Raw genomic sequence first — 20808 nt, forward strand, 5'->3', positions numbered from 1 at the left:
AAGGGGGAGACGTATGAAGAAAATAGTCTTTACAGGTGGCGGTTCGGCAGGGCATGTAACACCTAATTTAGCCATCATTCCACATTTACAAGAACAGAATTGGGATATCTCGTATATTGGTTCTCATCAAGGGATTGAGAAAACGATTATAGAAAAGGAAGGCATTCCGTACTATAGTATTTCAAGTGGAAAGCTACGTCGTTATTTTGATTTAAAAAATATAAAAGATCCTTTTCTTGTAATGAAGGGTGTTATGGATGCGTATGTAAGGATTCGAAAACTAAAACCGGATGTGATTTTTTCAAAAGGTGGTTTCGTATCTGTACCAGTCGTAATTGGAGGCTGGCTAAATAGAGTCCCTGTTTTATTACATGAATCTGATATGACGCCAGGACTAGCAAACAAAATTGCGCTCCGTTTTGCTTCGAAAATATTTGTTACATTTGAAGAAGCTGCGAAACATTTACCGAAAGAAAAAGTAATCTATACAGGATCTCCTGTACGTGAAGAAGTGCTAAAGGGAAATCGTGAAAAAGGTTTAGTGTTTTTAGGTTTTTCACGTAAAAAGCCAGTTATTACAATTATGGGAGGAAGTTTGGGCGCAAAGAAAATTAATGAAACGGTTCGAGAAGCGTTACCAGAACTTCTGAAAAAATATCAAATTGTTCATCTTTGCGGAAAAGGTAATCTTGATGAAAGCTTACAAAATAAAGAAGGATATAAACAATTTGAATATATACATGGGGAACTGCCAGACATATTAGCGATAACAGATTTTGTTATTTCACGTGCGGGCTCTAATGCCATTTTTGAGTTTTTAACATTGCAAAAGCCGATGGTTTTAATTCCGCTATCGAAATTTGCAAGTCGTGGAGATCAAATACTAAATGCAGAGTCTTTTGAAAGACAAGGATATGCTTCCGTATTGTATGAGGAAGATGTGACTGTGAAATCACTTATAAAGCATGTCGAAGAATTAAATCAAAATAATGAGATGTATAAAACAGCACTAAAAAAATATAATGGAAAAGAAGCAATTCAAACAATCATTCAACATATTTCAGAGGCATGATGAAACAATCATGTCTTTTTTAGTAGGATGAAAGATTCCAAGGATTGATATTTTTATGTTACAATAACAAATGGATTAGTAGGGAAATTCCAATTAATGAAGCGTGAAAATACGAATGGATTAGGAGTGACTGTGTTGGAGCTAAGTCTCTATGAAAATACTGCACTTATTATATGCTTTGTGTTGTACGTTGGTAGTGTTATTGTTTATATTTCAAGGAAATTTTCGCAAGAAAGAGAGCTTGAAAAATCAGAAATAACAGCTGAACTAGAAATGTTAGCTGATGAAAGTTATAAAAAGAAGAAAATAAAAGAAGAGCATGAAGAATCCCATCATTTAAACGCAAATAAGTTTTAAAGATGGGGATTTTTTTTGAAGTCGTTCTTTAGTTCTTTATTATGTTTATAGCAATTAACGCTAAAAGGAGTTTCCCGTACATAATGAAGGAGTGTATATAAATGAATTTTTATGTCGCCTCAGGATTCCAAAATAAACATCTTGTACGTTCTATAGCAAATGAACTGAAACATGCAGGATGGCACCATACATATGATTGGACAAGAAACGAAAGAGCAGTGAATCAAGATCAATTAAGAGAAATTGGGCAGGCAGAAAAGAATGCTATAAAAGAAGCGGACGTCTTTTTACTTATATTAGATGGCGGAAACGGGAGCCATACAGAGTTTGGAATGGCGATTGCGCTAGAGAAAAAGATATATGTATATCATGAAAGAAACCTGCTTCAAACAACGTTCTATCATTTGCCAGAAATAAATATTTTTGAAGGAGATGCAACTGAATTTGCATCTTATGTTATGAATCATGTGAAATAATAGTAACGACCTAAAAGGTTATAAAAGTGATCTTTTGGGAACAGTGATGATAAGAAACGTATATAAAGGAGTATATAATATGAAATTAGAAAATGGATGGGAAACGAGCTTTTTAGAAGTCGTACAAAATAGTGAATTTAAGAAAGAGGCCGTTCTTAGTCAATTGCTTTGTGAGGATAGTGAAGAAGTAGAAGAGCTTGTGGATGATTACGGATATGAAGAGATTATTGAACGCGAACATGATGATGAATTAGCAGAAGTTTTAGGTGAAGAACTTTTCGATGAGATGGAACGACACGTATTCTTATCTTCACAGCCAGAAGAAAAACTTATTTCATTCGTAAATGGATTAGGTTTTCATGTGTTAGATTGGATCGTTCTTCTTGAAACAGAATTTGGCATTGATAGTGTACACTTTACGTCGGACGCCGTGAAAATGTTAGAAAAGCGCTTTAGACAATTTCCATACATAGAGGATAAGACGATATTTGATATGACATTTGGAGAAGCAATGGATGTATTAGAATCCATTACAGGATTACAACTGAAGGAAAAGATGAACGTATAATGTAAAAAAAAGAACGTGATATTCTCACGTTCTTTTTTTTACATTATAATAATTTTGTCATCTAGTTTTGTTTGTCCGCTAAGAAGTGCGTTTAAATATTCCACTTTTCTTATACAGGCCTGTATATGTCTTTCAACCTCTTGTAACTCTGCTTGGTGATGTGTTTCAATCGGATGAATTTGTACGTTGAATTTTTCAAATTGACTACTATATGTTATTTCTGCATAGCCGCTCATAATATCCATTTCGTTATGAAATAAAAATTGTTTCGTTTTGTCACAGAATGATACATTCTGAAAGCCATATACTTTTAATGCGTCAATTACTTTTTTAATCATTTTTGTATTCATTTTTTTAACCCTCTTTGCGAAGTTCTACTTATATATTATAACATAAAAAATTACATAGAAAGCGCTTCCAAGTGTATTTTATTATAAACTTTACGTTTCAATCACAAAAATGAAACAAAGAAAAAATAATTGTAAAGAAGGGAGGACTCTTTTATTGTTTCGTCATATATATAGAGAAATAGTGCAAGGAAAGGAAAATTTCCGAATTTGAGTTCGTATTTCAAATTTAAGCGCAATAAAAGAGGTGAGAGACTTGAACTTTGATATTGTAGGACAAAAAGCATATATAAAAGATGGACCGCATCGGAACCGAATTGGAATTGTAAAGAACAGCGAGACAAAATTAGAATCGCAGTTTGCTATTGTAATTGGAGAACAAATCATTGATGTAGAGCTAAAGGATATCGTGTTAGTTGGAGTAGACGTAGGACAATTTCATAAATGGTGCGAACAAAATGGTTATTTGTGAAAAGGACGGGCTGTGAGATAATGAAGTATATTTGAGAAAAGAGAATATGTTATTGTATTCTCTTTTTCTATGTGTAAGGAGATAGAAATGAAGTATAAAGAACGAGATTTTACATAGTGTTTGAAACAATATGTTATGCCTTATGTATAAAAGACAAAGAGGAAGATGAAAAGAACTAAAAAAGGACGCTAACAGTTTTTGTTAGCGTCCTTTTTATTATGAAGCAATTTCACCAGTTTTTGTATCATCTTGATTGTACGTATCTTGATCTAATTCACCAAGCCATTTACTAGAAATAAGACCTGCTGTCATAGAACCACTTACGTTAAGAGCTGTACGACCCATATCGATTAATGGTTCAACTGAAATAACAAGAGCGACAATACCGATTGGTAAGTTCATTGTAGATAGTACGATTAACGCTGCGAATGTTGCACCACCACCAACACCGGCAACACCGAATGAGCTAATAGCAACGACAGCGATTAAAGTTAAAATAAATTGTGGTTGTAATGGATCGATTCCTACAGTTGGAGCGACCATCATTGCAAGCATTGCTGGATAAATACCTGCGCAACCGTTTTGTCCGATAGATACTCCAAATGATGCTGCGAAGTTTGCAATTCCTTCGGAAATACCAAGCTTTTCTTTTTGCGCTTCAATATTTAATGGCATTGCACCAGCACTAGAGCGAGATGTGAATGCAAATGTTAATACAGGGAACACCTTTTTTAAATATTGAATTGGATTTAAACCAGATAGAGCAATTAATAATAAGTGGATAACGAACATTACGATAAGTGCCACGTAAGACGCTAACACGAAGTTACCAAGTTTTAAAATAGCATTAATGTCGCTACCAGCAACTGTTTTTGCCATAAGAGCTAATACGCCGTATGGAGTAAGACGTAAAATTAATGTTACCATACGCATTACGATTGCATATACAGCATCAAGCATTTTCTTAAATAGTTCTGCTTGTTCTGGATATTTTCGTTTTACACCTATAAAGGCGATACCGATAAAGGCTGCAAATATTACAACAGAAATTGTTGATGTTGGACGAGCTCCTGTTAAATCAAGAAACGGATTTGTAGGTAACAGCTCTAATAATTTATCTGGAATTGTTGTTTTTTCAATAGAAGTAAATCTTTCTTCAACTAGTTTCAGACGAGCAGATTCTGCATCACCTTGTTGCAGGCCTGTTGCAGATACATCAAATCCTGCACTTGCGGCGATACCGACAGCTGCAGCGATTCCTGTAGTAAGAATTAAAATTCCGATAATAAGACCACTAATTTTACCAAGGTTTTTCGTTAACTGTAATTTTGTAAAGGCTGAAATAATAGATACTAAAATAAGTGGCATAACGATCATTTGAAGTAATTTCACATAACCGTTACCGATCAAGCTAAACCAAGTATTTGATTCAATAATTACTTTAGAAGTTGGCTCATAAATAAATTGTAATATAAGACCGAATATAATGCCGACTCCTAAAGCAGTAAATACACGTTTATTAAAAGATACATGCTTACGTTGCATATAATATAATACGCCAACTAAGATGAGCATGACTGCAACGTTAATTCCGACAAGCAGTGTATTCATGTTGATTCCCCCTAATTCCAATCTGCTATATAGAATATAAGGTAATAAAACCTATAAGTCAACTAGGGAATTGCGGAATTAAAAAAAAGATGGCAAAATGCCATCTTTAATGTCCAGCTCCAGGGACAAGTAAAAACGTCGTGTAGTATGTAAATCCTATGAAGAAAACAGTTAAATATGCCCCGAATACGTATATATACATACGCTCTGTTAAATTTAAATAGCTTAAAAGTACGAAGAAACCTGTTTGTCCTAAAAATAGTAGTGCGGCCTGTTGCATATCCCCTACGTAAAACATAACCGAGAAAATTCCAGTCCAAAAGCCGAGAACGCGAAACATGCGCTCCATGCCATCTCCCTCCTTTTCTAAAAAAAGTAAACCTCTCCTCATTATAGTTTATTTTTCTTACTATTGTAAATATTCATTCATATAAAAAGAAGCCAATTATAATTGGCTTCTTTTTATATGAGAAATTAAATTGTTAGTTTATAATTACAAGATTTACATCCATCTAGTAGACTATCGTTTCGAGTTAATTCCATGTTAGGGAATAGGATTTCAAAAATCCCTTTCATCATATCTCCGTGCATATTACAAATTTCAGTTGGGTGATGAATAGCAACTTCTTTAAATGGACAATTGTGCACATCATAGAAAATTTTCGTTCCATCTGCACTTAATTCAAATGCAGGTGATAAACCAGCTGTTGAGAAAGCTTCTTTTGCAATTTGGACTTTTTGCTCTACTGTTAAAGCATCTTCATTCACATGTAAACGCTGCATATGTTGTTGCATTAACTCGGCCCCAAATTGTTTTCCTGTTTCGTATAGCGCTTTTTCACCAGCGGCGCCAAGGCTAAGTAAAGAATTAAATGCTACTCTTGCTAACAATTGATAATCGCGGAATGGAAATTGTAATTGAATCACATCTTCAGATAATACATATAATCTGCTTGGTCTTCCGCCTTTTCCAGTTTTCTTCGTTTCCGATTTCAGCATATGAACATCTTCTAATTTAGATAAATGTAAACGCGCTACGTTTGGATGAATGTCAAACTCATCTGCAATTTCTTGTACAGTTACGTAGCTATGTTTTTGAGAAATATATTTATAAATGTAATAACGAGTTGGGTCAGATAATACGCCTGTAATTTTTAAAGCTTGTTCCATGAGGATCTCCACCTTTATCACTTTATCCAAGATAATAACATTATAATACAGATAAACTTCCATATAGGTAATTTCAGACAATAATTCGGAAATTGTTCATAATTTCACAAACATATTTTTCCTTTTTACTCTAGTGAAAATACAAAAGTAGTAATTTTTCTTATGAATTTTTTCATGCTATATACATAGTGGGGAGGGAAAAATGATGAATGGAATTGAAATTTTTGCGAATACGATTTTGAAAGAGGCGTGCAGGGTACAAGCTTCGGATTTACATATTGTGCCCCGGAAGAAGGATGTAGCGGTTCAACTGCGTATAGGAAAAGATTTAATGACGAAACACTGTATCGAAAAGGAATTTGGAGAAAAACTTGTTTCACACTTTAAATTTTTAGCATCCATGGATATAGGGGAGAGACGGAAGCCACAAAATGGTTCACTGTATTTACAAATGGATGGACAAGAAGTGTATTTACGCCTTTCCACGCTTCCAACCGTATACCAAGAAAGTCTCGTTATTCGTCTTCATTTACAAGCATCTATTCAGCCGTTATCTCATCTTTCGTTATTTCCAAGTACAGTGAAAAAACTACTCTCTTTTTTACACTATTCACATGGGTTACTCGTATTTACTGGACCGACTGGTTCGGGGAAGACAACAACAATGTATGCATTATTAGAGGTAATTAAAAAAAAGAAAACACGTCGCATCGTTACACTTGAAGATCCAGTTGAAAAAAGAAATGACGATGTATTACAAATTCAAATAAATGAAAAAGCAGGTATCACATATGAGGCGGGACTAAAGGCCATTTTACGTCATGATCCAGATATTATTTTAGTCGGTGAAATTCGTGATGAAGAAACAGCGAAAATCGCTATAAGAGCAAGTTTGACTGGACATTTAGTAATGACGACACTGCATACTAGTGATGCGAAAGGGGCGATACTCCGATTTATGGATTTCGGTATAACGAGGCAAGAGATTGAACAATCTTTATTGGCTATAGCTGCACAGCGACTTGTCGAATTGAAGTGTCCGTTTTGCCAAAGAAAGTGCTCAACTTTATGTAAATCAATGAGGCAGGTAAGACAAGCGAGTATTTATGAGTTGTTATATGGATATGAGTTAAAACAAGCAATTAAAGAAGCAAACGGGGAATGTGTCACGTACAAGCACGAAACATTAGAATCTTCGATACGAAAAGGATACGCTTTAGGATTTTTAGAAGAGGATGTGTATGTTTAAGAAAATATGGAGTTTAAGTGATCAAGTAGTATTGCTGAAACGATTAGGAGAACTATTAGAAAAAGGATACTCCCTTTTGCAGGCATTAGAATTTTTACAGTTTCAATTACCTTTAGAAAAGAAAGTACAATTGCAGCGCATGATTGATGGATTAAAAGATGGAAAAAGTCTACATGATTCTTTTCATCAATTAATGTTTCATCAGGAGGTGTTAAGTTATTTATTTTATGCTGAGCAACATGGTGATATTTCTTTTGCGTTGCAACAAGGGAGCGCACTTCTTTATAAAAAGGATAAGTATAGGAAAGATATGATGAAAATAATGCAGTATCCTATGTTTTTGGCGTTCTTTTTAATAATCATGATTTTTGTTTTTAACCGCATTTTATTACCGCAGGTTGACATGGTATATAGTTCATTCGGTTCTACAGCACCGTTACTTACAGAACAAATATTAAGTGCAATTAAGCTGCTACCCAGCCTTATTTTTAGCACTATTTTTATCATTATGATTGGATGTAGTGTATATATGTTTTACTTTCGGAAACTCCCGCATATGAAGCAGGTAAAAATTATGCTTCGTATCCCCCTCGTAAAAACATTTCTTATTTTAAAGCATTCACATTATTTCGCCACTCAATTGAGCGGTTTATTACAAGGTGGACTATCAGTACTTGAGGCCCTAACAATAATGATGGAGCAAAATTATCATCCGTTCTTTCAATATGAAGCGGGTCGAATTGAACGCCAATTAATTGCAGGAGAACCGTTGCAATCTATTATTGCTAAAAGCGGATATTATGAGGAAGAACTTTCTTATATTATTACGCATGGACAAGCAAACGGTAATTTGGTGCTTGAATTAGGTGACTATAGCGATCTTATTATGGAAAAGATGGAGCAAAAAGTTAAACGTATGTTAGTGATCATTCAACCAATTTTATTTACGTGTATTGGAGGAATAGTCGTTCTTATGTATTTAGCGATGATTATGCCAATGTTTCAAATGATGAATTCTATTTAGGAGGCATTTACATGCAGAATGAAGAAGGGTTTACCCTTTTAGAAATGTTATTAGTTATGGTCGTCATAACTGTACTATTACTATTAATTATTCCGAATGTAGTTACACAGCGTTCATCCGTCGAAGGAAAAGGATGTAAAGCCTATGTGAAATCTATAGAAGCTCAAATACAAGCATACCATTTACAACATAATAAAATTCCCTCGATAAAAGAGCTAAGGGATGAAAAATATATTACAGCTGATGAGTGTCCGAATGGTGAAGCCATTCATATTTCAAATGATGGCACAGTAACAACTGGGAAACTGTGAAACAAAAAGGTTTTACTCTGTTAGAAATGCTACTCGTTCTATTTGCAATTTCTGTACTAAGTATGGTCACGTATTTTAACGTACATTCATTACATGAAAAACAAAAAGTGGAACAATTTTTAAGACAGTTTTCAAACGATATTTTGTATATGCAACAATTAGCGATAAACCGTCAAAAACACTATACATTACGATGGTATAAAGATAGACATACGTATTATATAGGGGAGCTAAGTGAGAATCTTACTATCATTAAAAGAGAATATGATAGCGATATACAAATTGATTTGAATACTTTTCCAAATCCGATGACATATAATCCGAGTGGAAATATTAATAGAGGTGGCACTATTTTACTTTCGTATCGAAGTTATAAATATGAGATTGTATTTCAGCTTGGGAGAGGGAGATTTACGTATCGTGAAATGTCAAAAAGGGTCAGTGATGGCTGAGATGCTTGTAGCATTAAGTATAGTAATGATGGCAGTATCTTTACTACTTCCGCAAACAGTATTGGTTATGCAAGAACGAAAAAACATACAAATTCGTTATAAAGCATTTGTATTATTAAAAAGGGAAGCAGCTTTATATATGTATGAGAATGGGGCGAAACGACCGCAAGAAAAAGTCGTAAACGGAAATGTATATTACACATATTGGGGAGGAAATGAAGTTTGTGCTATGTGGAAAGATGTGAAAGGAAGAATGATGGAACAATGCTTTTATGCAGGAGAAAAAATAAATTAGAAGTTGGGTTTACATTAATAGAAATGATCGTATGTTTTTTTCTGTTATCACTGTTCTTTTTACTCTTGCCACGTTTAAATTTTATTGGAATAGAAAACAACCAATCAAAAGGATTAAATAATTGGGAATGGGATGTGTTTATAGGACAAGTACAGTTAGAGTTTCGTAAAGTATCTTTTGTAGAAAAAATAGTCCCTGAAAATAAAGATAATCTTTTGCGCTTCCGTCTTCGCACTGGAGATGAAGTGACGTATGAAAAATTGAATAATCATCTTATAAGAAAAGTGAATATGCGCGGAAGAGAAGTTATATTGCAAAATGTTGAAATGGTTTCGTATGAAGTAACACCTCATTTGCTCTTTATAAATGTGAAAGATATGAGTGGGAAAATATATGAAGGTGTAGCTGTCAGGTATAGCGAAATGGAAATAAATATATGAGAAAACAAGATGGATTTACGATGCCAGGAACAATCATTTTTCTTGTATTATTAACTTCGTTCTTTGTATACGAAACGAATATGTTGCTTATAGATAAAAAATTTTATATTGAAATAGAGCAAAAGTTTGTACTGGAGGAACTACTAAATCGATCTATTACAAATATAAAAAAAGACTTACAGCAAAAAGAAAAGGAAGATACTTTTTTCTTTCAATATGAAAAGGGCGAAGCAAGTGGGAATTACGTCTTTGAAAACGATGTTATACTCGTTTCGTTGCAGTGCAAAATAAAACAAGAAGTTTTCTACAAGGTTAGTTTCCGGTATAGAAAAAAGGATGAGAAAATATTCGATTGGATAGAAGGATAGCATGTAAAATATACGGATGAAAACCATAATTTCTTATTTTAAAATAGGTTATTTTTTTATAGGAAATGGATAAATAAAACAATTGAAAGTTTAAATTTTCTCAAAAAAGAGAAAGGTAGAAAGAATATGATATATTCAAGCTATCCAAACATATTTTTTAGGGAGAATAGGGAAATGACAAATAACAATCAAATAGGTGAAAATAAGGAACAAACTATTTTTGATCATAAAGGAAATGCAATTATGACGGAAGATAGGGAAATACACATTATTTCAAAATTCGAAGAACCTCTTATTGTCGTGTTAGGAAATGTATTAAGTGATGAAGAATGCGACGAATTGATTGAATTGTCTAAAAGTAAAATGAAACGTTCTAAAGTTGGTTCATCACGTGATGTAAATGATATTCGAACGAGTAGCGGTGCATTTTTGGAAGACAATGAGCTTACTGTAAAGATTGAAAAACGAATTTCATCTATCATGAATGTTCCTGTAGCGCATGGAGAAGGATTGCACATTTTAAATTATGAAGTGGATCAACAATATAAAGCGCACTATGATTATTTTGCGGAACATAGTAGATCAGCTGCTAATAATCGTATCAGTACGCTTATCATGTACTTAAATGATGTAGAAGAAGGCGGAGAAACGTTCTTCCCGAAATTAAATCTTTCTGTGCACCCTAGAAAGGGAATGGCAGTATACTTTGAGTATTTTTATCAAGATCAATCACTAAATGAGCTTACGTTACATGGAGGGGCACCTGTAACGAAAGGTGAGAAATGGATTGCAACGCAGTGGGTGAGAAGAGGCACTTATAAGTAAAAACGTGTATGTGACGTTTTGTTCTTCATTGTACAAGGAGAACAAAACGTTTTTTTATTAAATAATGTAATCTTTCGTTATAATAACAAATAATAACGGATGATTGAGAGGAACGAACATGAAAACTATATACATAACCGGTTATATGGGAGCTGGGAAAACAACAATTGGAAAAGAATTAAGTAAAGAACTTCATATGGATGTTGTCGATACCGACCAAAAGATTGAAGAGAAGCAAGAGAAGGCAATTCGTGATATTTTTGCCGAAGAAGGGGAAATCGCTTTTCGGGAATATGAAAGTGAAATGTTACGTTCACTACCCAGTTGTAATGTAATTATTACAACTGGTGGTGGAATCATTGAGCGAGAGGAAAACCGAAAGTGGATGAAGGAAAATGGAACTGTCGTGTATTTATATTGTGATCCACATGTAATTGCAGAAAGGCTTCGTGAAGATACGACACGTCCACTATTTCAGAAGAAAGATATAGAGGCATTTGTGGCAAAATTTGAATCGCGCCGAGCTCAATATGAAGAGGCTCATATTCATATCGATACGACGAATAAATCGGTAAAACAAATCATGAATGAATTAAAAGAAAAGATTAATGAATAAAAAAGTGGACATACTAATCAAGTAGAGGTGATGATAATATGTCTACTAATGATTATGTTCGCTTTGTGACACAGCAGTTTGTGTCGTATATGGATGCTCCAAAAGAAGATCGTAAACAAAAGAAAGAACAACGCCGTGCTGAAAAAGAGCCATTTATGAATAAGTGGTTTGGTGTTATGCCGCTTAGTGCTGCTTTGTTTTATCGAAACGTAAAAAATAAAAGAAAAAAATCAAGTTAACGATTTCTTAATATGTGTAGTAAAATGAAAATCCCCTAGTAGTATGATGCTACTAGGGGATTTTCATTTACTGTACAGATTCTTTTTCTTCTGTAACAGCATGTATTTTGTTGTTTACCCAAACAAATCCAATTCCGATACAAATGGAAATGCCCCATCCAACAGCGGTCATAATCGCTCTCATTTCACCATAGCCATCTACACCGAAAACAGAGATGAAATAAATTTTTAAGAAGCTTTTTAATATGAATTGTAGCCCGAAAAATAGCGTTAAATATTTTAGTGCTGGATAGATACGACTATCACGATACAGTTCACGACTTTTATCACGGTCATGGCCTTGCAATGCGGCAATATCTGCTGCGAAATATAACATAAGTGGTTTTTTTATAAAAATGGTACATATAACGATAATACCGAGCACGATGTGATAATACGCATCGTTCCATAACATTCGTTCAGCTGATCCAGATAATAGGTCTACCGTTGTATTAGAAATGAGTGTAATTAAAATAAAGAATCCTGTTACGTTAAACTGTTTTTCTTTTTTAAAGGTATACAGTGTATAAATAATCCCCGGAACAGAGGAAAGTAACATCGCGTAATAAGGATCGATATAAGGTTTTGCAAATTTCCAAATGAGGAATGGGATTACGAGATAAAAGACAAGATCTAATATAGCTTTTTTATTTTGATTCATATAAATCCTCCTTAAGTCATACATATATTTTATAATATAATTTCTGAAAATTGTATAATGTTTAATGGGAAAAGAAAAAATATATCACTTTTTGAGGGATTAGTAGATTGAAAAAATTGCCCCTAGCGTAGTAAGTTTTTTTAGTATATAATAAAGGAAACGCTTTCATTTTTTTGGTTTGTTCACAAAATGGACGGAAAATCACATATTTACTATCGATATGTTGCTTTATAATGAAACTAATTAAATATACATGCATACAATATTGTGAAATAAATAACATAAATAATCTATATAAATGTAAACGTTATCAAAATAGAGAGGTGGAGACAATGAGTAAATTTTTCTTCAATCATAATCCAGCAACAGTAGAGGATGGAAGGCTTGTTAAGTATGCTGAAATTATTTATGGAGAAGGTGGCCGTTCTGTATTAGAAAATTTAATGGTGAAGGCATCTATCAGATTGCGTGATCGTTATCCGAATAAATCTGACGAGCAGATCTCGAACCTCGTAAATAAAGGCATCCATGATATGTTTCAAAAATATGTGAGTGAGTAAGAGTAGCCAATGGCTGCTCTTATTTTTTTGTATAAGGATTGTATCTCTAGCTGAAAATAAGGATGTATTTTGAAAGATATAAAAAGGAGTGATAAAGATGAGTAATGGAATTGGTCGTTCAAAAGAAAATCTTCCAACTGATGCTAATCATGTGAGCGCAAAGGATCGTGCGCATCAAAAACGTATGGCAAAGCAAAAACAACAAGAGCGTAATGGCGATAGAGGATAACCCAAAAAAAGCTCCTTCTAAAACAGAAGGGGCTTTTTAAGAAAGAAAATGATTCGCGGTAACATAAAAGAGTCCGCCGTTAATAATTTGTACTGTAATGCGTGGTTCATATTGCTCTTGCAAGGCTTGTTTTTCAATTTCATAGCTTTCGGGGAGTTCATCACTTTCTTCATAAAAACGATTTAAAAGATCTAAATCGTGATTCCAGCGCACTCTTGCTTCTTTCGCCCACGTATGGTCATCTTCTGCAATAATATTTTTTAAAGCATCCTCTATACGTTGTAAACCGCTTTGCGGTTTAATGATAGGCGAGAGCGTAAAGCAAAAGTCAGGTATTTTCGGTGTAAGTTTAATTTTAGCTAATGTTTCATGAAAGTTTGCAATCATTGTGCCAGAAATGAGATGAATCCCAATGGAGTGAAGGATGTCTTTTTTTCGATCACATTGATAGGAAACTTTAATATTTACACCGAGCCAAGGATGGAGTGGTGTATGTGTCGCTCCGCTATGCCGTACTTCCTCATATAAACGTATGTAAGAGCCTAATTCTTTTGTCGTTTGGAAAATTTGATGAAGACGTGGTGAACCGTAGTGAATAAGCTCACCATCGCTTTCTTCACTTTCTGGATTTGTAAGAAGAGTAAGGCGCATCGGATTCGGTACGCCTCCTGTTTTCTCAAGATAGTGCCAATAAAAAGGACGGTTCATTAATAATTTATCCATCTCAATTGTTAACTGCACATCTAATAGATGAGGGGAGCGCTTTAAAATTTCGCAGTTATTCGCCTCAAAAAAATTGTATAAGTAATTATGAATTTCATGTTGCTGCATAGCCTTGCACCTCAGCTTCATTTCGTTTCGCGAAGTCGATAATAGATGTTAAGTTTTCCATCTTAATTCGGATTTCTCCTTCGCTTTTTGATTGCGCAAATATTTCTTGAATATGTGCGTCGATGTTTTTCATATTAATTCTCGTTAAAATTTCATCAAGTTCACCGATAACACGCTCAAATAAATTGATTTTTTCATATAACAGTTTCAAAATATGTTCTTCAACAGTATGTTTTGTAGCTAAGTTATAAATATGAACATCATTCTTTTGACCAAGACGGTGAATACGTCCGATTCTTTGTTCAAGACGCATTGGATTCCACGGTAAGTCATAATTAATCATATGGCTACAAAACTGTAAGTTAATCCCTTCACCACCAGCTTCGGTTGCAATTAATACTTGTGCGTGGTTTTGGAAAAGCTCCTTCATCCAATCTTTCTTCCCAAGTTTAAACCCGCCGCGGAATGGAACGGAAGAAATACCGTGTTGTTGTAAAAACCATTGTAAATACATTTGTGAAGCTCTATATTCAGTGAAAATAATGACTTTATCGTCAATTTCTTTTATAAGTTCTAGTGCTTTATTCGCTTTTGAGTTGAAAGGAATATGATTAATTTTGTCCATTAGCACATCAATATGCGGGTCTTTTATGTAATGCTCATTTTCTTTCTGCCTTTTTTCCACATGTTTTTTTAATGAATAGTAAACAGCTTCACGACTACTACACGCTTCCCGTTTTAAAGTTAACGATGAGAAAGCAGATGTGAAAGCATCTTGTCCTCGCCAATTTTCAATACCATTATACAAAGCTTGCTCTTCTTCATTAAACTCAACAAAAATTGTACGTACATGTCTCTTTGGCCAATCAATTCCGGTATTATGACGTCGATTTCGGACCATCACTTTGTTAATAAGAGATTTTAAATCTTCATCAGATTCGGCGGAACGATTTTTTGAAGCATAATATTCTTCAAAGTTGGATTGATTGCCTAAATGTCCTGGCTTTAATAAAGAAACGAGGTTGAAAATTTCATCAATCTTATTTTGAACAGGCGTAGCGGTTAATAATAAGCAAAATTTCTTTTTTAATCGTTGTGCAAATTCATAGTTTTTTGTTTTATTATTTTTAAGTTTATGTGCTTCATCGATAATAATAAGGTCATATTCTAAATTCAAAACGATATCGCGATGCGGTGAACGTTTTGCAGTATCAATTGATGATACAATCACATCGGCTTGTTCCCACGAGTAGCTTTTCTTTTGGGCTACAGCTGGAATAAAAAACTTTGTATTTAATTCGTATGCCCATTGTGATACGAGAGAGGCAGGGACGAGTATAAGTACTTTTTTCACAAGGCCGCGGACCATATATTCTTTTAAAATCAGCCCAGCTTCAATCGTTTTCCCAAGTCCCACTTCATCTGCTAGTATCGCTTTACCATTCATTTGTTCAATGACATTTTGAGCGACTTCTAATTGATGAGGAAGTGGTGTGAAATGAGATAAATGCTTCGGTGCTTGTAATCCATCGAAAGTAGGAACAAGTAACGATTTTTCTGTTTTATAAGCTAAATGATATAAATCCCAATTTGTCCAAGGACCATCTTCGTTAATTCTATTTAAAAAATTGTTTTGCCACGTTCGATCTACGGAAATATCGACATTCATTACGACTCTCCCACCTTTTATAAACTAAAGTAATTATTAAAAAAATCTTTATTATATAAGCCTTGTAATAAGGCTCTATTACACTTGCTGAAAGTTAAAGAATAGGCAAAGATAAAGGGCTAAATTTTGAAAATTGTATTTAATAAGATTAAGAATGAAAAATTCTAAATTATTTTTTATGCTAGAATATTGATGAAATATAGCGAATAATGTTAGGATAATGGTGTGAAATGTGTGGAATCTTTCGTATTTTATCCAAGAAAGTGATTTTTTATTTACGCTTTCATAAAAAAATATAATGAGATTCCGTATATCCTATCTTTTCAGAGTGAAAATGTTTAGATATGGCGAGCAACTTTTATTGATTTGTCAAAGCATAAGGGGGAGAGAGCATGATTACATTACAACGTACACCGTTATTTGATGTATACGCGAAGTATGGTGGAAAAACAATCGACTTCGGTGGTTGGGAATTACCAGTTCAATTTTCAAGCATTAAAGAAGAACATGAAGCTGTACGTACGGCTGCAGGTTTGTTCGATGTGTCTCATATGGGAGAAGTTGAGGTAAAAGGTGTAGATAGTTTAGCATTTTTACAACGTGTTGTTACAAATGACGTTTCTACCTTAAAGGTAGGAGGCGCACAATATACAGCTATGTGCTACGAAAATGGTGGTACAGTAGATGATTTATTAATCTACAAACGTGGTGAAGAAGACTATTTATTAGTAATCAATGCATCAAATATCGAGAAAGATTACGAATGGTTAGCTAGCCATGTAATTGGCGATGCGACAGTAGTCAATGTTTCTAGTGAAGTTGCACAGCTTGCAATTCAAGGTCCAAAAGCAGAAGGCATTTTACAAAAAGTTGTGTCAGAAGATTTGAAAGAAATTAAGTTCTTTAAATTTAAAAACGATATTCTTGTAGATGGAATTCCAGCACTTGTATCTCGTACAGGTTACACAGGTGAAGATGGATTTGAAATTTACTGTAAGAGTGAAGATGCTGCAAAACTTTGGGAGAAACTTCTTGAAGTTGGAGCAGAAGAAGGCTTAAAAGCATGTGGTTTAGGTGCTCGCGATACACTTCGCTTCGAAGCAACATTACCACTTTATGGTCAAGAATTATCAAAAGATATTACACCGATTGAAGCTGGCATTGGCTTTGCGGTAAAACCAAATAAAGAAGCAGACTTCTATGGAAAAGAAACGTTAAAAGAGCAAAAAGAAAACGGTGCGTCTCGTAAGTTAGTCGGCATTGAAGTAATCGAACGTGGAATTCCTCGTACACATTACCCTGTATTTATTGGAGAAGAAAAAATCGGGGAAGTAACGAGTGGTACACAATCTCCAACGTTAAAGAAAAGCATTGGTTTAGCACTAATTGATGTAAAATACGCAGCAGTTGATACAGAAGTAGAAATTGAAATTCGTAATAAACGCGTCAAAGCAGTAGTTGTTCCAACACCATTTTATAAACGTTCAAAGTAACGGGGAGAGGGGTAGATTTCATGTTGCATCGTTATCTTCCAATGACAGAAGAAGACAAAAAAGAAATGTTACAAACGATCGGCGTTCAAACGATCGATGAGTTATTCTCTGATATTCCAGAGAGTGTTCGTTTTAAAGGGGATTTAAAAATTAAAGAAGCAAAATCAGAGCCGGAGCTTTTAAAAGAGTTAACTCAAATGGCTAGTAAAAATGCTAACTTAAAAGAATACGCTTCTTTCTTAGGAGCAGGTGTATACGATCATTACGCTCCAGTAATTGTAGATCACGTTATCTCTCGCTCAGAATTTTATACAGCTTACACGCCATACCAACCAGAAATTTCACAAGGGGAATTACAAGCGATCTTTGAATTCCAAACAATGATTTGTGAATTAACAGGAATGGATGTAGCAAACTCTTCTATGTACGACGGAGGTACAGCTTTAGCTGAAGCGGCAATGCTAGCAGCTGGCCATACTCGCAAAAAGAAAATCCTTGTATCTAGTGCAGTTCATCCAGAATCAAGAGCAGTACTTGAAACGTATGCAAAAGGTCAACATCTTGAAGTTGTTGAAATTAATCATAAAGATGGTGTAACAGATTTAGACGTATTACAAAGTGAAGTAGATGATACAGTTGCTTGTGTAATCGTTCAATATCCAAACTTCTTCGGACAAGTTGAAAAATTAGCTGATATTGAAAAAATCGTTCATCAACAAAAATCATTATTTATCGTTTCTTCAAATCCATTATCATTAGGCGCATTAACACCACCAGGAAAATTTGGTGCTGATGTTGTAATCGGTGATGCACAACCATTTGGTATTCCAACGCAGTTTGGTGGACCACACTGTGGTTACTTTGCAACAACGAAAGCATTTATGCGTAAAATTCCAGGACGTCTTGTTGGACAAACTGTAGATTCAGATGGTAAACGTGGATTTGTATTAACGTTACAAGCACGTGAACAGCATATTCGCCGTGATAAAGCGACGTCTAACATTTGTTCAAACCAAGCGTTAAATGCATTAGCAGCATCAGTTGCAATGACGGCACTTGGTAAACAAGGTGTGAAAGAAATGGCACGTCAAAACATTTCTAAAGCACAATATGCAAAACGTCAATTTGAAGCGAAAGGCTTCACTGTAACATTTGCTGGACCATTCTTCAATGAGTTTGTTGTAGATTGCAAGCGTCCAGTGAAAGAAGTAAACGATGCATTATTACAAAAGAATATTATCGGCGGTTACGACCTAGGCCGTGATTATAAAGAGCATGAGAACCATATGCTTGTAGCAGTAACTGAGCTTCGTACAAAAGAGGAAATTGACACACTTGTAAACGAAATGGGGGCTATCCAATGAAGAACCAAGACCAAGCACTTATCTTTGAAGTGAGTAAAGAAGGACGCATAGGATATAGCCTACCAAAATTAGATGTAGAAGAAGTGAAACTAGAAGATGTGTTTGAGAGCGATTATATTCGAGTAGAAGATGCAGAGCTACCAGAAGTATCTGAACTTGACATTATGCGCCACTATACAGCACTTTCAAACCGTAACCACGGTGTAGATTCTGGATTCTATCCACTTGGATCTTGTACGATGAAATATAATCCGAAAATTAATGAGAATGTAGCTCGTTTCGCAGGATTTGCAAATATTCATCCATTACAAGATGAAAAGACAGTACAAGGTGCAATGGAATTAATGTACGACTTACAAGAGCACTTAATTGAGATTACAGGTATGGATACTGTTACATTGCAACCAGCAGCGGGTGCACACGGAGAATGGACAGGTTTAATGTTAATTCGTGCATACCATGAAGCAAATGGTGACTTTAACCGTACGAAAGTAATTGTTCCTGACTCTGCTCACGGAACGAATCCAGCATCTGCAACTGTAGCTGGTTTTGAAACAATTACAGTAAAATCAAATGAACATGGTCTTGTTGACTTAGAAGATTTAAAACGTGTTGTAAACGAAGAAACAGCAGCACTTATGTTAACAAATCCTAATACATTAGGTCTATTCGAAGAAAATATTTTAGAAATGGCAGAAATCGTCCATAACGCAGGCGGTAAATTATACTATGATGGTGCAAACTTAAATGCGGTATTAAGCCAAGCGCGCCCAGGAGATATGGGATTTGACGTTGTGCATTTAAACCTTCATAAAACATTTACAGGTCCTCACGGCGGCGGTGGCCCAGGTTCGGGTCCAGTAGGTGTGAAAGCTGATTTAATTCCGTACTTACCAAAACCAATTTTAGAGAAAACGGAAAATGGCTATCACTTTAATTATGATCGTCCAGAAGCAATTGGGCGCGTAAAACCATTCTATGGTAACTTCGGAATTAACGTTCGTGCATACACATACATTCGTTCTATGGGTCCAGATGGACTACGTGCAGTAACGGAGTATGCGGTATTAAATGCGAACTATATGATGAGAAGATTAGCACCATTCTATGATCTTCCGTTCGATAGACATTGTAAGCATGAGTTTGTATTATCAGGTCGTCGCCAAAAGAAACTTGGCGTACGTACATTAGATATCGCAAAGCGCCTGCTTGATTTCGGTTACCATCCACCGACAATTTACTTCCCATTAAATGTGGAAGAATGTATTATGATTGAGCCGACAGAAACAGAATCAAAAGAAACATTAGATGGTTTCATTGATAAGATGATTCAAATTGCTAAAGAAGTAGAAGAAAATCCAGAAGTTGTACAAGAAGCGCCACATACAACGGTAATTAAACGTTTGGATGAAACATTGGCTGCTCGTAAACCAGTTTTACGTTATGAAAAGCTAGCTCCTGTACAAGTTTAATTAGAATAAAAAAGGAAGAACTCGCTATATGCGGGTTCTTTTTTTGTATGGAGAATTTGTCCCGCGATTTGTGGGCGGATAATCAATGGGGATGAACAAAAATCCCCCGCTGATTAAAGTTTCACTTTATGCAGAACTAGTGAAGAAAATGTTAAAATTTTATATTTTTTGTTTCATAATGGTGTAAAGAAGTAGTTTCATAGGTGATTTTGTTGAAAAAGTCAGTTTGATAAAAGTATTTATTTTTGTTAGAATTTTATTGAAATTAAGAAGATGCAATGAGATAGGAATGACTCATTTTTATGTATATGTGAAAAAACGAGCAAGTTGGGGGTGAAAATGTGGGATATCGGTGTTATAGAATGATATACCATTTAGAAAACGGAAAAACGATTAAAGATGTAAAAGAATTTTGTTATCGAGATCAAGGAAAAGTATTAGAAAGAGTAGCACATCGTGTAATGGATAATAGAGAAGTGACGGCAATTGATAAGAAAGGAACAATCATTTCAATAGCATGTGAGGACATTGTAAAGGTGGAACTTGATTACATAACAGAAAGTTAACCTTGAGTCATATCGAATTATTCGATACAATA

The 20808-nt window shown here is 34.7% G+C and carries 28 protein-coding genes and 1 pseudogene; 21 read left to right on the forward strand and 8 right to left on the reverse strand.

Annotated elements, in window-relative coordinates:
- The first annotated feature begins 13 nt into the window (after positions 1–13).
- From murG to JDS99_RS10630, 4 genes are all read left to right on the forward strand, one after another.
- Positions 14–1072 (forward strand): undecaprenyldiphospho-muramoylpentapeptide beta-N-acetylglucosaminyltransferase, encoded by a 1059-nt coding sequence (gene murG / locus JDS99_RS10615; protein WP_088064408.1) that lies wholly within the window; start codon positions 14–16, stop codon positions 1070–1072.
- A gap of 96 nt (positions 1073–1168) precedes the next feature.
- Positions 1169–1429, forward strand: coding sequence for a DUF3966 domain-containing protein (locus tag JDS99_RS10620; RefSeq protein ID WP_000817963.1), 261 nt, complete (start codon positions 1169–1171; stop codon positions 1427–1429).
- Positions 1430–1530: 101 nt separating this feature from the next.
- Positions 1531–1905, forward strand: coding sequence for a nucleoside 2-deoxyribosyltransferase (locus JDS99_RS10625; RefSeq protein ID WP_199695051.1), 375 nt, complete (start codon positions 1531–1533; stop codon positions 1903–1905).
- A 79-nt stretch (positions 1906–1984) separates the two neighbouring features.
- Positions 1985–2473, forward strand: a complete 489-nt coding sequence (locus JDS99_RS10630) for a hypothetical protein (protein WP_000764275.1) — start codon at positions 1985–1987, stop codon at positions 2471–2473.
- A gap of 38 nt (positions 2474–2511) precedes the next feature.
- Here JDS99_RS10630 and JDS99_RS10635 read toward each other — a convergent pair whose 3' ends face one another.
- Positions 2512–2823 (reverse strand): hypothetical protein, encoded by a 312-nt coding sequence (locus JDS99_RS10635; RefSeq protein ID WP_001093232.1) that lies wholly within the window; start codon positions 2821–2823, stop codon positions 2512–2514.
- A gap of 253 nt (positions 2824–3076) precedes the next feature.
- On the opposite strand from JDS99_RS10635, the gene JDS99_RS10640 reads away from it, so the two are divergent.
- Positions 3077–3292 carry a DUF3912 family protein gene (locus JDS99_RS10640; protein ID WP_001008334.1) on the forward strand — a complete coding sequence of 72 codons (216 nt, stop codon included), beginning with the start codon at positions 3077–3079 and terminating at the stop codon, positions 3290–3292.
- Positions 3293–3508: 216 nt separating this feature from the next.
- Here JDS99_RS10640 and JDS99_RS10645 read toward each other — a convergent pair whose 3' ends face one another.
- The 3 genes from JDS99_RS10645 to JDS99_RS10655 all read right to left on the reverse strand — a co-directional run bounded on the left by JDS99_RS10645 (position 3509) and on the right by JDS99_RS10655 (position 6073).
- The gene (locus JDS99_RS10645; RefSeq protein WP_048562307.1) at positions 3509–4903 is read right to left on the reverse strand and encodes an L-cystine transporter; all 1395 of its coding nucleotides are present in this window, start codon (positions 4901–4903) and stop codon (positions 3509–3511) included.
- A gap of 106 nt (positions 4904–5009) precedes the next feature.
- Positions 5010–5252, reverse strand: coding sequence for a DUF2626 domain-containing protein (locus tag JDS99_RS10650; RefSeq protein WP_000440719.1), 243 nt, complete (start codon positions 5250–5252; stop codon positions 5010–5012).
- 125 nt (positions 5253–5377) lie between these two features.
- On the reverse strand, positions 5378–6073 hold the full coding sequence (locus JDS99_RS10655; RefSeq protein ID WP_097907749.1) for a helix-turn-helix transcriptional regulator: 696 nt from the start codon (positions 6071–6073) through the stop codon (positions 5378–5380).
- A gap of 205 nt (positions 6074–6278) precedes the next feature.
- Here JDS99_RS10655 and comGA point away from each other — a divergent pair, with 205 nt between their 5' ends.
- The 10 genes from comGA to JDS99_RS10705 all read left to right on the forward strand — a co-directional run bounded on the left by comGA (position 6279) and on the right by JDS99_RS10705 (position 11892).
- Positions 6279–7322: a competence protein ComGA gene (comGA, locus tag JDS99_RS10660; RefSeq protein WP_088064407.1), complete on the forward strand. Its 1044-nt coding sequence runs from the start codon at positions 6279–6281 to the stop codon at positions 7320–7322.
- Positions 7315–8346: a competence type IV pilus assembly protein ComGB gene (comGB, locus tag JDS99_RS10665; protein ID WP_199695052.1), complete on the forward strand. Its 1032-nt coding sequence runs from the start codon at positions 7315–7317 to the stop codon at positions 8344–8346. Before comGA ends, comGB begins: the two co-directional genes overlap by 8 nt.
- 11 nt (positions 8347–8357) lie before the next feature.
- Complete coding sequence (gene comGC / locus JDS99_RS10670) at positions 8358–8657, forward strand: competence type IV pilus major pilin ComGC (RefSeq protein WP_199695053.1); 300 nt, start codon at positions 8358–8360, stop codon at positions 8655–8657.
- Positions 8654–9109, forward strand: coding sequence for a comG operon protein ComGD (comGD, locus tag JDS99_RS10675; protein WP_000810391.1), 456 nt, complete (start codon positions 8654–8656; stop codon positions 9107–9109). The genes comGC and comGD overlap by 4 nt, the downstream gene beginning before the upstream one ends.
- On the forward strand, positions 9102–9404 hold the full coding sequence (locus JDS99_RS10680; protein WP_000829516.1) for a hypothetical protein: 303 nt from the start codon (positions 9102–9104) through the stop codon (positions 9402–9404). The genes comGD and JDS99_RS10680 overlap by 8 nt, the downstream gene beginning before the upstream one ends.
- Positions 9374–9844, forward strand: coding sequence for a competence type IV pilus minor pilin ComGF (gene comGF / locus JDS99_RS10685; protein WP_097907746.1), 471 nt, complete (start codon positions 9374–9376; stop codon positions 9842–9844). Before JDS99_RS10680 ends, comGF begins: the two co-directional genes overlap by 31 nt.
- A complete protein-coding gene (comGG, locus tag JDS99_RS10690) occupies positions 9841–10212 on the forward strand; it encodes a competence type IV pilus minor pilin ComGG (RefSeq protein WP_046956345.1) in 372 nt (123 codons plus the stop codon). The genes comGF and comGG overlap by 4 nt, the downstream gene beginning before the upstream one ends.
- 174 nt (positions 10213–10386) lie before the next feature.
- On the forward strand, positions 10387–11037 hold the full coding sequence (locus tag JDS99_RS10695; RefSeq protein WP_046957539.1) for a 2OG-Fe(II) oxygenase: 651 nt from the start codon (positions 10387–10389) through the stop codon (positions 11035–11037).
- 118 nt (positions 11038–11155) lie between these two features.
- On the forward strand, positions 11156–11653 hold the full coding sequence (locus JDS99_RS10700) for a shikimate kinase (protein WP_137010971.1): 498 nt from the start codon (positions 11156–11158) through the stop codon (positions 11651–11653).
- 38 nt (positions 11654–11691) lie between these two features.
- Entirely contained in the window at positions 11692–11892 is a 201-nt protein-coding gene (locus tag JDS99_RS10705) for a YqzE family protein (RefSeq protein ID WP_000106081.1), read from the forward strand.
- A gap of 67 nt (positions 11893–11959) precedes the next feature.
- On the opposite strand, the gene JDS99_RS10710 is transcribed toward JDS99_RS10705, so the two are convergent.
- Both JDS99_RS10710 and JDS99_RS10715 read right to left on the reverse strand, forming a co-directional pair.
- Positions 11960–12592 carry a VC0807 family protein gene (locus JDS99_RS10710; RefSeq protein WP_088064402.1) on the reverse strand — a complete coding sequence of 211 codons (633 nt, stop codon included), beginning with the start codon at positions 12590–12592 and terminating at the stop codon, positions 11960–11962.
- Positions 12593–12732: 140 nt separating this feature from the next.
- Positions 12733–12851: pseudogene (locus JDS99_RS10715) on the reverse strand (GTP pyrophosphokinase).
- Between the two features lie 73 nt (positions 12852–12924).
- On the opposite strand from JDS99_RS10715, the gene JDS99_RS10720 reads away from it, so the two are divergent.
- Entirely contained in the window at positions 12925–13152 is a 228-nt protein-coding gene (locus tag JDS99_RS10720; protein ID WP_000032702.1) for a hypothetical protein, read from the forward strand.
- Positions 13153–13249: 97 nt separating this feature from the next.
- Positions 13250–13381, forward strand: a complete 132-nt coding sequence (locus JDS99_RS32365) for a hypothetical protein (protein WP_000064661.1) — start codon at positions 13250–13252, stop codon at positions 13379–13381.
- Between the two features lie 36 nt (positions 13382–13417).
- Here the strand turns inward: JDS99_RS32365 and JDS99_RS10725 are convergent, their stop codons facing one another.
- Entirely contained in the window at positions 13418–14212 is a 795-nt protein-coding gene (locus JDS99_RS10725; protein WP_001183978.1) for a YqhG family protein, read from the reverse strand.
- Complete coding sequence (locus JDS99_RS10730) at positions 14199–15881, reverse strand: DEAD/DEAH box helicase (RefSeq protein ID WP_199695054.1); 1683 nt, start codon at positions 15879–15881, stop codon at positions 14199–14201. Before JDS99_RS10730 ends, JDS99_RS10725 begins: the two co-directional genes overlap by 14 nt.
- Before the next feature lie 392 nt (positions 15882–16273).
- Between JDS99_RS10730 and gcvT the strand changes: the two genes are divergently transcribed.
- From gcvT to JDS99_RS10750, 4 genes are all read left to right on the forward strand, one after another.
- On the forward strand, positions 16274–17374 hold the full coding sequence (gene gcvT / locus JDS99_RS10735) for a glycine cleavage system aminomethyltransferase GcvT (protein ID WP_046956348.1): 1101 nt from the start codon (positions 16274–16276) through the stop codon (positions 17372–17374).
- Positions 17375–17394: 20 nt separating this feature from the next.
- Positions 17395–18738 carry an aminomethyl-transferring glycine dehydrogenase subunit 1 gene (gcvPA, locus tag JDS99_RS10740; RefSeq protein ID WP_000903246.1) on the forward strand — a complete coding sequence of 448 codons (1344 nt, stop codon included), beginning with the start codon at positions 17395–17397 and terminating at the stop codon, positions 18736–18738.
- On the forward strand, positions 18735–20210 hold the full coding sequence (gcvPB, locus tag JDS99_RS10745) for an aminomethyl-transferring glycine dehydrogenase subunit 2 (RefSeq protein WP_000795689.1): 1476 nt from the start codon (positions 18735–18737) through the stop codon (positions 20208–20210). The genes gcvPA and gcvPB overlap by 4 nt, the downstream gene beginning before the upstream one ends.
- Before the next feature lie 362 nt (positions 20211–20572).
- Entirely contained in the window at positions 20573–20776 is a 204-nt protein-coding gene (locus tag JDS99_RS10750) for a DUF3929 family protein (protein WP_000639158.1), read from the forward strand.
- Positions 20777–20808 lie beyond the last annotated feature (32 nt).

The organism is Bacillus cereus group sp. N6 (assembly GCF_016483705.1).
GTDB classification, from domain to species: domain Bacteria; phylum Bacillota; class Bacilli; order Bacillales; family Bacillaceae_G; genus Bacillus_A; species Bacillus_A wiedmannii.